Annotated in this window: 14 protein-coding genes and 1 pseudogene; 5 read left to right on the forward strand and 10 right to left on the reverse strand. The window is 60.6% G+C overall.

The window, feature by feature from the left end:
* Nucleotides 1-392: 392 nt before the first annotated feature.
* Nucleotides 393-1,178: a formylglycine-generating enzyme family protein gene (locus CXY71_RS03750; RefSeq protein WP_233204366.1), complete on the reverse strand. Its 786-nt coding sequence runs from the start codon at nt 1,176-1,178 to the stop codon at nt 393-395.
* A gap of 119 nt (nt 1,179-1,297) precedes the next feature.
* Entirely contained in the window at nt 1,298-3,604 is a 2,307-nt protein-coding gene (locus tag CXY71_RS03755) for an arylsulfatase (RefSeq protein ID WP_233204367.1), read from the reverse strand.
* Nucleotides 3,605-4,285: 681 nt separating this feature from the next.
* Here CXY71_RS03755 and CXY71_RS03760 point away from each other — a divergent pair.
* Nucleotides 4,286-4,432, forward strand: a complete 147-nt coding sequence (locus tag CXY71_RS03760) for a DUF1697 domain-containing protein (RefSeq protein WP_104134355.1) — start codon at nt 4,286-4,288, stop codon at nt 4,430-4,432.
* On the opposite strand, the gene CXY71_RS21755 is transcribed toward CXY71_RS03760, so the two are convergent.
* The 5 genes and pseudogenes from CXY71_RS21755 to CXY71_RS21770 all read right to left on the reverse strand — a co-directional run bounded on the left by CXY71_RS21755 (nt 4,407) and on the right by CXY71_RS21770 (nt 6,280).
* Entirely contained in the window at nt 4,407-4,703 is a 297-nt protein-coding gene (locus CXY71_RS21755; protein WP_368665850.1) for an SUMF1/EgtB/PvdO family nonheme iron enzyme, read from the reverse strand. The genes CXY71_RS03760 and CXY71_RS21755 overlap by 26 nt on opposite strands.
* A gap of 16 nt (nt 4,704-4,719) precedes the next feature.
* A pseudogene (locus CXY71_RS22550) lies at nt 4,720-5,360 on the reverse strand (SUMF1/EgtB/PvdO family nonheme iron enzyme).
* On the reverse strand, nt 5,351-5,698 hold the full coding sequence (locus CXY71_RS03770) for a DUF202 domain-containing protein (RefSeq protein WP_233204379.1): 348 nt from the start codon (nt 5,696-5,698) through the stop codon (nt 5,351-5,353). Before CXY71_RS03770 ends, CXY71_RS22550 begins: the two are co-directional and overlap by 10 nt.
* A gap of 5 nt (nt 5,699-5,703) precedes the next feature.
* The gene (locus CXY71_RS03775; protein WP_104134356.1) at nt 5,704-6,063 is read right to left on the reverse strand and encodes a YidH family protein; all 360 of its coding nucleotides are present in this window, start codon (nt 6,061-6,063) and stop codon (nt 5,704-5,706) included.
* Between the two features lie 4 nt (nt 6,064-6,067).
* Complete coding sequence (locus tag CXY71_RS21770; protein ID WP_146072738.1) at nt 6,068-6,280, reverse strand: hypothetical protein; 213 nt, start codon at nt 6,278-6,280, stop codon at nt 6,068-6,070.
* A 435-nt stretch (nt 6,281-6,715) separates the two neighbouring features.
* Here CXY71_RS21770 and CXY71_RS20560 point away from each other — a divergent pair, with 435 nt between their 5' ends.
* Nucleotides 6,716-6,922 carry a hypothetical protein gene (locus tag CXY71_RS20560; RefSeq protein ID WP_146072739.1) on the forward strand — a complete coding sequence of 69 codons (207 nt, stop codon included), beginning with the start codon at nt 6,716-6,718 and terminating at the stop codon, nt 6,920-6,922.
* A gap of 186 nt (nt 6,923-7,108) precedes the next feature.
* Here the strand turns inward: CXY71_RS20560 and CXY71_RS03790 are convergent, their stop codons facing one another.
* Both CXY71_RS03790 and CXY71_RS03795 read right to left on the reverse strand, forming a co-directional pair.
* A complete protein-coding gene (locus CXY71_RS03790; RefSeq protein ID WP_146072740.1) occupies nt 7,109-7,411 on the reverse strand; it encodes a hypothetical protein in 303 nt (100 codons plus the stop codon).
* A gap of 37 nt (nt 7,412-7,448) precedes the next feature.
* On the reverse strand, nt 7,449-7,793 hold the full coding sequence (locus tag CXY71_RS03795; protein WP_104134360.1) for a hypothetical protein: 345 nt from the start codon (nt 7,791-7,793) through the stop codon (nt 7,449-7,451).
* A gap of 240 nt (nt 7,794-8,033) precedes the next feature.
* Here CXY71_RS03795 and CXY71_RS21395 point away from each other — a divergent pair, with 240 nt between their 5' ends.
* The gene (locus tag CXY71_RS21395; protein ID WP_199184200.1) at nt 8,034-8,333 is read left to right on the forward strand and encodes a hypothetical protein; all 300 of its coding nucleotides are present in this window, start codon (nt 8,034-8,036) and stop codon (nt 8,331-8,333) included.
* A gap of 184 nt (nt 8,334-8,517) precedes the next feature.
* On the opposite strand, the gene CXY71_RS03805 is transcribed toward CXY71_RS21395, so the two are convergent.
* Nucleotides 8,518-9,135, reverse strand: coding sequence for a hypothetical protein (locus CXY71_RS03805; protein WP_146072741.1), 618 nt, complete (start codon nt 9,133-9,135; stop codon nt 8,518-8,520).
* Between the two features lie 227 nt (nt 9,136-9,362).
* Between CXY71_RS03805 and CXY71_RS03810 the strand changes: the two genes are divergently transcribed.
* Both CXY71_RS03810 and CXY71_RS03815 read left to right on the forward strand, forming a co-directional pair.
* Nucleotides 9,363-12,626, forward strand: a complete 3,264-nt coding sequence (locus CXY71_RS03810) for a helicase-related protein (protein ID WP_104134362.1) — start codon at nt 9,363-9,365, stop codon at nt 12,624-12,626.
* Nucleotides 12,623-15,355, forward strand: a complete 2,733-nt coding sequence (locus tag CXY71_RS03815; protein WP_104134363.1) for a DNA methyltransferase — start codon at nt 12,623-12,625, stop codon at nt 15,353-15,355. The genes CXY71_RS03810 and CXY71_RS03815 overlap by 4 nt, the downstream gene beginning before the upstream one ends.
* Nucleotides 15,356-15,371 lie beyond the last annotated feature (16 nt).

Genomic DNA, 15,371 nt, shown 5'->3' on the forward strand with positions numbered 1-15,371 from the left:
CCAGCTGCTGAACAGAATCTGCTCAAACTGATCCCCTAAAAAATCCCACACATCAAAACCTCTTCGCTTCGATCACACATCGAACCCACCGCCACAACCGAAGGCGCCAATGCCGAACTGGATAGAACACGGGCCAAGAACCCGAGGCAAGGTGCCGGTGAAGGCTGACGGGAGATGAAGGGACTAGTCTTGCACGGCAACTCTCCCAGACGCGCAGCGAGACGTCACGGTTCCATCACATGCTGCGCCCGTCAAGTCGTTGGGACAATCTGATGTGTTTTTCTTCTTCGCGGCTGCCGTTTGGCGGATGTCGCGGCCTGCGGTTACCCTGTGAGGTGCGCCGAGTGAGTGCCCGTAGTGCTCCGACGAACGACAACGTTGCAGGGCACCCGTTAGGAAATGACGCAGCGGAATCCGGTGTTGCCGGTTGTTGAATCTGGGCTGAGGCCTTGCCTGGCCGATACCCGGTAGCGTCGGCAGTACGACTCGTGGCAGAGGAATGACCCGCCCTTGGCGACTCGGTTCTGGCCGGGCGTGAACCAGTCCGAGCACCATTCCCAGACGTTGCCGGTCATGTTGAAGAGTCCGTAGGCGTTGGGTTCGAATGATCGCGCTGGTGCGGTCGCGTACCATCCGTCCGCTTCGCTGTTGCTCGATGGAAAAGTTCCCTGCCAGACGTTCATGCGGTGCTGGCCGCCGGGTTCTCGGTCGGACCCCCACGGAAAATTCTGCTGCACGAGCCCGCCGCGGGCTGCATACTCCCATTCGACCTCGGTGGGCAGTCGGCCTTTGATCCACGTTGCGTATGCGTTGGCGTCATTCCAGCTCACGTGCACGACCGGGTGCTCGGGGAGCGCGGCCAGGCGGCCGAGTGGTCCGCCTGGCAAGTTCCAGGTGGCGCCTTCAATTTGACGCCACCAAGGAGCCTGCACGGCTCCGCGCGTCGGCGGAAACACGTCGGGCAGCTCGCCGGCGAAGACGAACGACCAGCCGTACCGTTCGGCGTCGGTGCGATACCCGGTTGCGGCGATGAAGGCACCGAACTGGGTGTTGGTGACCGTTGTGGTCTCGATGCGGAACGCGCCGACCGTCACAGTGCGCGCCGGCCCCTCACCATCGTCGGGGTAGGCGAGCGGGTCATCGCTGCCCATTGAAAATGCGCCGCCGGGCAGGTTCACGGCGTCACCCAACGTGCCCCGTCCGGCCTCGTTCTCGGTGAGCGGAGGCCCGGTTCTGGCCCCCGCAGACCTGTCGCCTGCTGGCAGTCTCTCTGCGCTCGGGCTGCAGCAGTGCCCGCTCACTGGTGGGCCAGAACGTGCCGTGTTATGTCCTCTTCGGTGCCAGTCACGGCATCCTCGAGCACGTCGATACGGACGAAATTTATCTCTCCGGTGAAGCCGTTGTCGAGCGGTAGGTAGTCCTCGGTCACCGGGGTGCCAAGGTCGACGCCGATGTTAAGTGTCTCGTCGAAGGAGAAGTAGTACGCCGTGGTGCGGTCGATGCGTCCGGAGCCGATGATAGTGTCCCCGTCGAGCAGGGTGATCGTTGCACCCCGACCGAGGCCGCCCCCGTCATAGTCAAAGTGCATCTGCAGTTCGTGGGCGCCGGCGGCGAGTGTCGTCATGGAGCGAACGGTGAATCGGTAGGTGCCGTAGCAGTTGTACGCGTAGGTGAGCACGCCGTCCAGGCAGTACAGGGACCAGCCGCCGAAACGACCGCCCTGGGCGATGAGGACCCCGGACACGGTGTCGGCCAGGTCGCTGGGTATCACGATACTTGCGGTGATCGTGTGCGAACGATTCTTGGTGTTCATCGTGGTTTCTTCGGTGAAGCGGCCCATCCCGGCCGTGTACGTCATCGAGTCCTTACCAGCGAGCAGGTCGATGCGTCCGGCGAGGAACGGGTTCTCCCGCTCCGTGACTCGGTCGTCGAGTGGGAACACTTTGTATTTGGTGGCCTCGGTCACGAAAATTGCCTGGAGCTCTGCGAGTTTTTCGGGCAGCGCGGCCGCGAGGTCGTGAGCCTGAGTCCAATCGATGGATGTGTCGTACAGCTCCCAGACGTCGTCCTCGAAAGCGGGCAGACCGTCGGGCAGCATCAGCCACGGGGTGCCGTGCCGTGTGACGGCCATCCAGCCCTCGTGGTAAATGCCTCGGTTGCCGCACATTTCGAAGTACTGGGTGGTGTGTTGGTCGGGCGCCTCGGCGTCGGCGAAGGTGTAGAGCATCGAGGTGCCCTCGATCGGGCTCTGCGTGATCCCGTTGACACTCTCTGGCGCTGGCAGCCCGGTCGCTTCGAGGATCGTCGGCAGGATGTCGATGACGTGGTGGAATTGGTGCCGCACCGTGCCGGCGGCCGTGTCCTTGATCTTGTCGCCCCAGCGCAGGATCATACCGTCACGGGTGCCGCCGAAGTGGCTGGCGACCTGCTTGGTCCACTGGTACGGGGCGTTCATGGCCAACGCCCAGCCGACCGGGTAGATCGAGTAGGTCGTCGCATCGCCGAAAGAGTCGAGCCTTTTGGCCATATCGGCGGTGTTGTCGGGGATGCCGTGCCCGACGAGGTGCTCGTGCAGGGTGCCTTCGATTCCGCCCTCACCCGAGGCGCCGTTGTCGCCGAGCAGGTACACGATAAGGGTGTTATCGAGTTCGCCGAGGCGTTCGAGTTCGTCGATGAGGCGGCTGACCTGAGCATCGGTGTGCTCGGCGAAGCCGGCGTAGGTCTCCATGAACCGGGCCGCCACGGCGCGAGCCTCATCGTCGAGATCGTCCCAGGACGGCACGCCCTCGGCCCACGGGCCGAGCTCGGCGTCGGCGGGAACGAGGCCGAGGCGCTTCTGGCGTTCGAGGGTCTGCGTGCGTTGCACGTCCCATCCGCCGTCGAACTGGCCACGGTACTTCTCGATCCATTCCGGGGCCACGTGGTGCGGGGCGTGGGTTGCACCAAACGCGAGATAGGTATAAAAAGGCCTGTCGGGGGTCAGGACGTTCTGCGTGCGGATCCAGGAGATGGCGTGATCGGTGAGGTCTTCGGAGAGGTGGTAGCCGTCTTCGGGACGCCGCTCAGGCACGACGGGCGTCGTGCCGTGGAACAACTGCGGGTACCAATGGTTCATTTCAGCGCCCATGAAGCCATAGAACTCGTCGAACCCTTCGCCGGTGGGCCAGCGGTCGAACGGGCCGGAGAGGCTCACCTCACGGGCGGGGGTCTGGTGCCATTTGCCGAAGGCCGCGGTGCTATAGCCGTTGCCACCGAGAATCTGCGCGGTCGTCGCCGCGCTCGAGGGGCGGTAGCCGTTGTAGCCGGGAGACGAGGTGGCCATTTCGGTAGTGCCTCCCATTCCCACGGAGTGGTGGTTGCGGCCGGTGAGCAGAGCCTGCCGGGTCGGCGAGCACAGCGCGGTCACGTGGAAGCGGCTGTAACGCAGGCCTTCGTCGGCGAGACGCTGAGCGGTGGGCATCACGCACGGTCCGCCGAACGGTGAGGAGGAGCCAAAGCCCATGTCGTCGATCACGACGACGACCACGTTCGGGGCGCCATCGGGCGGCAGCAGTGCCTCGACCGGCACACCATTCTCTCGAATCGGGTCGGGAAGAGGAAGCACGTTTCGAGACGCGGGAGGTCGCTTCATAGAGGCTCACAATCTGTTGCGAAAGGCGGCGGCGTGTGGGCAACCTCAACACGAGGCTGCGCAGAATCGGACCGGCTGGTGCCACGGTCGGTGCCGTTCAGGTGGAGTGCCGTTCAGGTGGGGTGCCGCGGCCGATTCCGGTTGAACTCCGGATGCCCAGCTCGAACAAAAGTGTCCGGCGGCAAGAATCCCCACTTGCTGCAGAGTACCCCAGACTCGATCACGGCAGTGCATTTGTGGATGCGTGCTTATCTCGAACCTGCGCACCTCAGTTGAATCAGGTTGACACATGCGAACCGTATTGACCGCAGGACCGCAGAAAGATCGAGCGGTTCATAACACCGGCAACTCCCCATTCCCCACCGAGGTTACTACCGCCCGCGATAAACGTGGTCTGTGATTTTTAAGGCTCTGCGACGGCATTTTGTTCATGCTAGATGGCGGCGTCAGGTTATGCCGATCCCGATCCAGTGTTGTGGATCACAATGAACGAGCTTGAGACCATAACCGACGACGTCATCGAAGCCGCCGCAAGCATCCTCGCCATCGGGAACTCAAGACACAAAGTGATCACAGAACGCCGCCACCGACCGGCGACGTCCACAGTCAACGTGGAAGCGCCGGCAGGCTTCCGGTGGCGCGGTTCGCAGAAATCTGCACCGGCTCGGACTTGGGAACGTGCGCACCGACGTCCAGAGCGGCAATGTTGCCTTCTCGTCGCGCTGGTCGGCGGATGCCGCGCGCATGGCGCTTGAGATCGCGCTCACCGACGACCTCAGCCTGGTGACGTGCGGAACATGAACACGGTGACGACGCTTGTCACTGTCGCGTGGGGCATCCCTGCGGTTGATTTGCTTGCTGGGTCGCGAACGCATCGGAATCCGATGTGCGTCGTGGCCGAGTCGTCGGACTGGTGCGACCGTGCGGCGGGACGATACCGCAAGCAGTACTCGGGGGACCAGAGGTGCGAGCCGCTCTTGAGTACCCGACCAGCGCCCGGGCCGGCGGTGGTCGGGCTGCAGAACAACTCGACGGCGTGGTATGCCGCGTCGACCATGGGGTGGATGTCCATTCCTACATGTGGCCGGTCATGTCGACGAGTCCAGACCCGTTCGGCGGGAAGCGGCCCACCGGTGAGGTTGCCACCCAACCGGGCACTTACGTGTTGCGATAGGGAACGCGCCCTGCCAGGTGTTGGTCTTCAGTGGTCTCTCGCCCTGCGGCTCCTCACCCCAGACGAAAGGCGCGCCGTCCAGACCGCCGCGTGCCGCGAATTCCCATTCTGCCTCCGTCGGCAGTTTCTTCCCTGCCCATTCGGCGTAGCGCGTCGCGTCCTCGAAGCTGACCGGGACGACCGGATGCCCATCCTGCCGTCGATCATGCTGTCCGGGCCCGCGGGCGTGCGCCAACAGGCTTCGGTGACCCAGCGCCACCACTGCCGCCAATCGCCCAGGGTAACGGGGCCGAGCATTGGCGTGAAGACGAGGGAGCTCGGTGCGGTGTTGAGGTTGTCCGCTCCGGGAAAATCTGCGGGGTCTAGCTCGCGCTCCGTGACGGTTAGGTAGCCGGTCTCGTCGACGAATCGCGCGAACTCGCGGTTGGTCACGGCTGCCCGATCGATCGCGAAGGGGCCGACGGTTGCCTCGATCACCGGGGATCCCCCGGGGTAGAACGCCGTCGAACCCATCCGGAACGAGCCGCCCGCGAGCTCGACCATGTCTACACCCATCCCGCCAAGACCTCCGACCGGGCGACGACGAAGACGAGTGCGGCGAGCCCGATCAGCAGGGCGACGAGCGTTACCGCCGCCACGGCCCTGCCCTCGCTGATGGCCGCGGTCGGGTTGTTCACCAGTGCCCGCGTGGCCCGATGGTAGCGAATCGAGCTGAGCGCATAAGCACCGCCGACGAGTGCGAGACCGGGCACCCCGACCAGCAGCGCCATCAGCGGGTCGGCTATGGCGCCGAACCGAATCGAGACGGCGACTCCCAGCGCGAGCACGAGGCAGGTGCGACGCCACGCAAGGAGCGTGCGCTCCGGCTGCAGCCCCGACTCGAAAATTCGCATCCCGCTCACACCAGCAGGCTCCCGACGATGACGCCGACGATTGCGATGGCCGCACCACTGGTGATCACAGCACCGATGGCGAGGCCCGGCAGCGGCTGCACCATCCGCATGGACCGCTCGGTTGCGGCCCACGACCACCAGGCGTGCACGATCGACACCAAGCCTAGGGCGATGAAGATGAGTGCGGAGGCGAGGCGGAGCTCGGCCTGGATCGGGGCATCCAGCGCTTCTAGCGCGACGCCAGCGAGCAGCAACGCGAGCGAGGTACGAATCCAGGCCAGAAAAGTGCGCTCGTTGGCGAGGCTGAAGCGCGGATCGGGCTCGTCACCCAGCTCGAAGACCCCGCGCGGGAACCGTGATCTCATATCTTCAGAGCATATCGGTGGGGCGTGGCTGGTCTGGGTGCGGTGCGTCGCCCACTGCGACCTGCGCCGTCCACAAGGCCACCGCCATCCGCGTCTGGACCTCCTGGTAGTCGGGGCGCTCGGCCACATTAACCATCTCGTCGGGGTACGTTTCTATCGGCTTAATTTTGCCGAGTCCTCGCCGCCGCCGATTCTCTTCACGGTCGGGTTTGCGCAAACTCTTCCTCGACCATTTGCCACTCATGAGAAAACAAATTGACGAGTTCCCGTTGACGGTTCTCTAGAACGGCAGTAGTCCAATCCGGCGCACGGCAGCTTGACACCCAAGTTGACTTTTTAGCAACGGTCGCCACGGGTTGTTTCGGCTGACTACGAGATGTTGCGCCCCACCTGGTCGTCATGGTCGACGACGATGCGCAGATCGTTGCCGGGCAGCAGGTGGCGGAGTTGTTGCGGGTGTCACGCGCACGCTTGAACAGTGGGGGCAGGCGCGTTCCGGGCCGCATTTGTCATTTTCCGTTCACGTCTGCACAGCGACCCGCGTGTTTTCCGGGGTTGTGCAGGCGAGTGTTGAGCACTGGCTATTCCGTTCACCCCTGCACTAGAGGGCCTTTTGCTCACTACTCCTCTGCACAATCAAAAGGGAGACGGAGTGGACGCGAAATCGGTACGTTGTGCTGAGCCCGGCACGTTGATGATAATGCCGGATGTTCTGTGGGATCGCACGAAGAGAGTGTCGGTGATTATTGCGCCGTTGTCGGCACGTGCGATCGTCGGCAGGGCAGCCCGTCGATGCGGCGTGCTGTGGTCGCGCAGCCCGGTCAAGTTGAATACCATTACCGCTCTAGAGGCCAACTGAGCAGGAAAGACTTCGTCTATCGATCTTCGAGCCAATTGTGCAGGCGTGTAGGGACATTTGTGTAATCGTGAACGGGAAATGACATCATGGAGGGCTGACATTTTCCGAAGTCGTCTGCACGAGTGAAATGACTCTTCGAGGCTGCGGCACTGAGAACGGGTCCCTGTGCTGGCTTGCTACTTGTGGTCAGATGATGCCAAGCATTTCGATCGCCGCAGCCCAGGGATAACCCTCGATGGCTTTCTCAAAAGTCGGTGCCGCTACCCGCTCAGCGAACACCTTCTTCGTGGTCATGTCGAATAAGTGCATTGCGCACATATTGGTCGCCGGCTCGATGAAGAACTCCAAGCGCACGGCGTGGTTGTCGATGGATCCAAACACGACCGCGCCGAATGGCCCGGCCGGCTGCGCCATGGAAGTTACGAACTCGGCGCCGCTGTGAGCTAGTTGAGCGTTGATGAGTGCGATGAGCGGTTCTGTGTCCCGCATGGTCACCACGTTCACCTGTTGTCACTGGGGAGGGAGATTACTGGTGGTGCTCTGGCTTGCTGTTGCGCGCTCGACGGCTGAGGCTCACACCCATTGTGCGGTGAGTGCCGCAGCCCTCCCATTCGACGTACACAGCCCGTGGAGTCCACGCCAGGGCTAGGCCATGCACTTGGTCGGCGGTGGCCGGGTATCTCACCCACGCGCGTACCGAGGTGGGGGCGCTGGCTAGGACTGCTGGCAGTCCACCCAGCTCCGCGTCGGTGAGGCTATAGGGACGCAGAATAAACGCGCCCCCGCGATCAGGCTCAATCTGCTTAAGAGTGTCGGCGAGCACCGTCCTGTGCTGGCTCTGGGCGCTGAGAGGCGTCTCGTTCGGTCCCATAATTCCATTAGAACATAAGTACTAATACGATGGAATACCGGACAGGTTCGTCACGCTCACGCGTGGCAGAAGCGGCCCATTTACGTCGAGAAGGAACACAAGGGGAAATGCTGCAGCAGACAGAGCCACGCACGGTGCCGACTCACCGCAGCAGAGCCCACCCGAAGCGTCGAAGACTAGAAATGCCCTGTCGACGCAGCGCGCCAGCGCGCTGGAGAACTCCGCGGTCAGGTCGTCGGCATGGTCGAGCACTTTGGCCAGCAGTTGACTGCTCTCGTCGAGGGGCTGCGAACCGTCGCCGACCCGGACGCCGCAGAAGCGCAGATTGAATCTGTCACGACAGAGACCGCCGAACGCGTTGCCGCCTCAACAGCACGAGCGCGCCTGACGTGGGAGGAACGCGGCGGCGCCGGAGAACCCATCACGGTCGCCACAGAGCCAATATCCGTGCTCGCGTGGGTGCGATACCCGAAGATCAGCACCCACGTCGACGACCAGGCACTCGCCTGGACCCGCCGCGCTGTCTACGTTGAATGGTAGAACAGAGGAGTGCATCGCACGTGGGTCTGGGCATCCGCGGTCGACCGGCTGAAACGTCAAATCTCGGCGAGAGAGTCGAGGTCCCTATTCTGTGCGAGGCCAAACCGTCACGTATAGCGTTTCGCTTGGTATGTGCGGCATGAGGTGCCGCGTGTTGGGAGCGGCAGAACGCACGGCAGTCAAATCATGGCTGGGCTTCTTCCCCCGTCGGTGTCGGCCACAGCTCGGGAAATTGGTCTCTCGGAAGGAGTATTTCTCCTATCTTCGACATGGCGTCGCTCATCTTCTGCCAGTCTCCGCGCCGCATTAGGTGCTCGTGCGTCGGATTCCCTGGGGCGGCCAGAAGGAAGTCGTCAACGTACTTGCTCAGCGTCCGGTAAGAGTCCGCCACGCCTCGGGCGTCTGACACGCTCCAGCCCTGAAGGTCGTCTGTCGATTTCCCGTTCTCATGGGGGGAAGCCCGACCATTATTGATTCCCCAGTGAATGCCCGGCTGAGAACCCCTTTCCCAACGGGCATGGACGAGAAAGTTTCGCATCGGGCGAAGAGCATTGGCAGCCTTTACGAGCGTGACTAACTTCTCAATCTGGAGTTCACTGAGACTTCGGTTGTAGCGAGCTGCTCGCATGCAGGAGGTCAGGACGTTCGATAGGTCTTCACCCGCTGCAAGCACACGACCGTATGGAGAATCAATCAAATAGCAGAACAAGTCCCTGACTCGCTCTTCAAGGTTGGCGCTTTCGCCTGCAACGCTTCCAATTGCCGCGAGCATTGCCTGCGTTGGGAGAGATCGCTTGTTCATCTGGCCAGCGTACGGGGTCGCCTAGCAGCGCTTGACGTACCGGAACCGGCGCGTCATCCCCGTCCGCGGCGGGCGGCGCGTCCCCTACGACGTGGGGTGTGACGATTTGAACCAGTGTGGATTTGGCCCGTAAGATCTCACGGCGGCGGCTGTTGGGACTGGCTCGGCGCGACTATATCGCCCAGCGTGCGTGACGAAAAGGCCACCTCATCGGCCAAGATGGAGGTGTGCCACGCATATTTGACAACACCACGTCCGACTCACGACTCGGAACGCATCTGCGAGCGACCCTCCAAGACTTTGACCGCGTTGATGTAGCCACGGGCTATTTCAATCTCAGGGGGTGGGCCGAATTTGACGAAATCATTCGTGAAAAGGAGGTGGGGGAGAGGCCGGTCGCCAGAATCCTTATTGGCATGATGACTGGCAGTCCTGAACAGGAATCTTTGGACTCGCTTCAAGCAGAGGTAGATGGCAACCCTCAACAGGATGCCGATGCTGAGACCGCGCGATCACGCCGGGCAGAACTCGTCCAACACCTTCGGCTTCAGCTCATGCGCGGAGTCCCTAATACAAAGGACCGCGCAACTCTGGCTTCCCTTCGTGATCTCATCGTTAGCCAGAGGGTCGAGATCAAGGTATTTGCCAAGCGACCGCTGCATGGCAAGACCTATATTTTTCACCGCAACGACCTGAACAACCCGATTTTGGGTTTTGTCGGTAGCTCAAATCTTACATATCCAGGCCTCAATACGAACCTCGAGCTCAACGTGGATGTAACCGATGCATCTGCCGGTGGGAAAGATCTTGCGGCCTGGTTCACAGCCCGATGGGAAGACAAATTTAGCTGGCCGGTAACCGAAGAAATCATTGACTTGATTGATGGTTCATGGGCGGCCCCGACCCCTCGGCCGCCATACGAAGTGTTCCTGAAGGTCTGCTACGACCTCTCGCGTGATGTCCGTGAAGGCCTTGCCGAATACTCGCTTCCGAGCGAGATAGGCGCAGACCTATTGGCTTACCAGTCAACAGCCGTTCGCACTTTGGCTCGGCGAGTCGTCAGCAGAGGCGGGACCATGTTGGGTGACGTCGTAGGACTTGGGAAAACCATCACCGCAGTCGCCGTGGCCCTCATGCTCCGCGAAGAACACGGAATGCTGCCAATCGTTGTGTGCCCCAAAAACCTTGTCAGCATGTGGAAGAGCTACTTCGACAAGTACGACCTGCATGGCGAAGTGATCTCATACTCCACAGCACACAATGATCTTCCCAAGCTCGGCCGATACAAATTCCTCATCGTCGACGAGTCGCACACTTTGCGCAACCCGCTGCGCCGGGACTATCGAGCTGTCGAGGAGTATGTCGAGCGAGTGGGCGCCAAGGTCCTCTTGCTGACGGCGACGCCGTACAACCGGAAGTTCGAGGATGTCGCCAACCAGCTCAATATCTTCATCCAGGACGACGAAGACCTCGGAATCGCACCCGTAAACGCGCTGCGTGTGGACCCCAGGCTTCGCGACAGAGTCTCGGGCAAGATCACGACTCTCGATGCGTTCCGAAAGTCGCAAGACCCGGACGATTGGAAGCGACTCATGAGCGAACATCTCGTTCGCCGCACGCGTTCATTCGTCAAGAACAACTTCTCGGAGGCTGCAGAGGATGGATCAAAGTTCCTCAGGTTTGTCGATGGGTCAACATTCAGATTTCCGGACCGAAAAGCGATTCCGATCGATCACATTTTTGGCGAAGACGACCCCGCGCGGCACATGGTTGACGATGTGACTTTGACTACGCTTGACCAACTGCAGCTCCCGCGGTACCAACTTGCAAGCTACTTGGCCCCGGGAGTCACCCATTCGCCCTCGGAGCGCGTGTTCGTGGACAACCTCACTCGCGGTGGAGGCAATGTTGCAGGTTTCGTCCGCACCACACTTTTCAAGCGCTTGTCATCAGGCGGGTATGCCTTTGAAATCTCTCTTCGCCGCCACGTTGCACGCAACGAACTTTTTATCTATGCCATAGACAACGGCTTGGCCCTCCCCACTGGAACAATCGACCAGAAGGACCTGCTCGACGACGACGACATCACCGAATACGAAGTGGAAGATGCGGAGGGAGTCGGGGATTTCACCGGAAAACGATACGCGGCGCTGGTCGAACTCAACCCGGAATATGTCACATGGGTCCGGCCCGAACTATTCACCGAGTCACTCCGAAACCTCCTTGAGCAGGACACGGACGGGGTCCGAGCCCTGCTCGATCTCTATGGGCCTTGGAGCTCGGATCGAGACTCCAAGCTCCACCGGCTCGTGGCACTCCTCAATGATGAGCATCCCGGGGAGAAGGTACTCATCTTCACCGAGTACAAGGACACGGCAATTTATCTCGCAACTGCCCTGAGAACGCTCGGAATTGAGGGCGTCGAAGCGGCGACCGGGGATTCCAAAAGTCCAACGGCCCTAGCGATGCGGTTTGCTCCAGAATCCAACTCCATGATCCAACAGGGAGATAGGGGAGAGGGGATTCGGGTGTTGGTCTCCACCGACGTCCTCAGTGAAGGGCAGAACCTTCAAGACGCGCATATTGTCGTTAACTATGATCTGCCGTGGGCTATCGTCCGGCTCATCCAGCGCGCCGGCCGTGTGGATCGTGTGGGTCAGAAATCTCGTGAGGTTCTGCTCTACTCGTTCTTCCACGATGCGCTGAACGGCGTGCTCTCTCTCCGCACGCGGATCGCTGACCGCCTGCATCAGAATGCCGAAGCATTCGGGTCTGACGAGGTTTTTTTTGGAACGCAGGACGAGGTGAAAATCCTAACGGATATGTACCACGGCGTTGTTGACGATGGCGACGACCAAGATGAGGTGGATGCGGCCAGCCTCGCCTATCAGTATTGGCACGAGGCGGAGGAGCGAGATCCCGACCTTGCTGATCGCATTAAGCGATTGCCCGACATGGTCGATGCAACCAGGTTGCAACGGGTGACTGAAGCTAGCACTGGGGTGATCTGCTACGTTCGCACCGAGGGCGGCATTGATGGCTTCGGACGACTCGAGCCCGGTGGAGAGCCCGAACTTCTAACCGGCATCGAAGCCTTGCGCTTCTTCGAGGCAACTCCCGAAGAGCCTGGCCTCCAACGGCGCGACGACCACGATGCCATTATCAGTGACCTCGTGCGAGGCCCCTTAGCGACTCCGACGAATGCAGCCGGCCGGCTACGTGGCGTTAGTAGGCAGTTATGGCAGCGCCTTGGCGACAGCCTGCTCGATTTCGGCCCCGAACCTCGAGAAGCCATTGACCTCATCTACCAGCACCCGCTGACCGCCGAAGCAGAGCGCCGACTTCGGCAGGCAATCAGAAACGGAACCAATGACGATGACCTGGCCACGAGAGTGATGCTCCTACACAGAGATGGCCGTCTGGTCGTCGAGTCCAGGAGCGGGAACGACCCGATCAGGATTGTGAGCACAATGGGGGTCGCCAAACCGTGACCGATAACCTACTTACCCTTGTCGACATCGCCGACTTTCGGACCCTATTCATCGAGGAACTCGGCTGGTCCAACCCCGACGTCGCATCCCGTGAGATAACCACATCCGCAGGCAGCCACAGTCTCAGCGTCGTCGCGTCATACAAGAGCCTCCGGATCTGGTATTGCAGTTCCTTGCCAGATCGCAAGGTGCAACGAGAGATTGATCATCAACTAAGCCTCGATAACCACGAGCGCCTGGTCATTTTCAGCAACGATGACATCCAGGAGTGGCGTTGGCCGCGGCGGGCTCAGTTGGGCGGCGCGAACGCGAAACTCGTGCTTCACCGCCACAAAGTCGGAGAGCCGGATTTAAGACTTGCAAAACGCTTAGATGCCATCAGAATCGACTTCGAGCAGCCAGTCACTCTAGTCGAACTTCTCGGGCGCATGCGGGACGCATTCGACGCGGAGTCGGAGACGGCGTCGGCCGAAGCTGCGCGGCTCATGGGGACCCTGTACTCCGAGCTTGAAGCCGCCGGGTGGACGTCGCACGACGCGACGCTCCTTCTCGGTCGTGTGCTGTTCCTCTACTTCGGAGACGACTCCGGGATGTGGGACGCCGGAGCGTTCGAAAAATTCCTAATCGACCACACGAACACTCACGATCTTGCCAAAAACCTCCAGCAACTGTTCGACGTAGTGAACACAGACACGAACAAGCGGGACCTACCGAACGGCAGCCCATTCGCCGGATTTCGCTATATTAACGGCGGTATTTTTGCGGACCCAATTACTTGGGGCCCATTATCAGAACAATTCCGTGACGACCTGATCAACGCTTCAGACTTCAACTGGTCGCTAATTTCCCCCGCCGTTTTCGGATCAATGTTCCAGACCGTGAAGAGCCGAGAAGCACGCCGCCACGGCGGTGAGCACTACACAACGGAGAAGAACATCCTCCGAACCATCGAACCTCTGTTTCTCAAGGAACTGAGATCGAAACTGGCAGCAGCATGGAACGACCGCGGCCAACTCACGAAACTTCACAATGAACTGGGCCGTATCCGCGTACTCGACCCTGCCTGCGGGTGCGGTAATTTCCTGATCGTCGCTTACCGCGAGCTTCGAGCCTTGGAACTCGATCTCATGCTCCGGAGTCGCGAGCTTCAATATCAAGCGACAGTGGGCGATTTTGCGCAGCTTTCGTTTGACGTCTCCGGCGAGATTAAGGTCACGCTCGACCACTTTTACGGCATCGAGATCGAAGAATGGCCCGCCCGCATCGCCGAGACGGCCCTGCTCCTGATGGATCACCTCGCGAACCTGCGCATGGCGGACGATTTCGGCGCAGCCCCCGATCGATTGCCAATTCGCATCGCGCCGAAGATCGTTCGCGGAAGCGCGCTCTCGGTCGACTGGGACGAAGTAGTTCCCGCCGCAGAGCTTACCTATATCGTCGGGAACCCACCATTCAACGGATCCAGAACAATGTCCGCCGAGCAAAAAGCGGAACTCCGTTCAGCGGCTGGTGGCCTCCGAGAGGCCGGCTTCCTCGACTACGTCGCTGGGTGGTATCTATTGGCCTCGCGGGCGATGGAGAGGAACCCCGCAATCAAATGCGGGCTCGTGTCGACCAACTCGATTACACAAGGCGAGCAATCGGCGATCTTGTGGCGCCCCCTGTTTCAAGCCGGTGTCCACATAAACTTCGCCCACAGATCCTTCATTTGGGAGAACGAATCCAGCGGGCAAGCGGCGGTCCACTGCGTCATCATTGGCTTCTCAAGGAAGGAGCAAAAGCAGAAACGCCTTTACTCCTACATCGACGGACGTGGAGAGGCGACAGCGGAGATCGTCGACCAGATCAACGCATACCTCATCCCTGGAGATGGGTACGTAGTGGGAAACCGGCAGGAACAGATTAGCGGGCAACGCAAGATGGCGTTTGGCAACATGGCGGCAGACAATGGGAGGCTAATTCTCTCAGAAAGCGCCCGAACGGAAATACTCGAGACGACTCCCGGCGCTGAGTCCTGGATACTCCCTTTTATCGGGGCAGCGGAGTTCCTCAACGGTGGATCACGGTATTGCCTCTGGCTGGAAGGCATCACCACCGCGCAGCTGGAGGCAATGCCTGCGGTCATTCAACGGGTGGAGGCGGTGAGAGCGGTCCGGGCAGATTCTGCAAGACCGCAACTGGCCACGACTCCGCATTTGTTTGCCCAGATCACGCAACGGCCGAACGAATCGTTCCTACTTATCCCAAGCGTTTCATCTGAACGCCGACGATACGTACCCATGGGTTTCTTCGAGCCTGGGACCATCGCGTCTAACGCCTGCTTAGTCATCGAAGGGGCATCGATGTTCGAGTTCGGAATTCTGACGAGTGAAATCCACATGGACTGGATGCGGACCGTGGGCGGCCGGTTGAAGAGCGACTATCGGTATTCAAAGGATGTGGTCTACAACAACTTCGTATTTCCCGCCGTATCGGCGGCGCAACGCACTACGGTGGAGTCACTTTCGCAAGCAGTGATAGACGCTCGAGCAGCTCATCCGACCGATACGCTGGCCAAACTCTACGACAACGTCTCCATGCCCTCCGACGTCCGCGCCGCGCATGCCGCGCTCGACAGATACGTCGATCTTTTATATCGACCGAAACCCTTCGAGTCCGCAAGGGAACGTGTCGCCCACTTGCTCGCTTTGCATCGGGCCAAGGAGAACGAATTCCAACTCCGGCTCTGACACTTATTGGCAGTGA

The sequence above is a fragment of the Cryobacterium sp. Y62 genome, assembly GCF_002929785.1.
Classification (GTDB): domain Bacteria; phylum Actinomycetota; class Actinomycetes; order Actinomycetales; family Microbacteriaceae; genus Cryobacterium.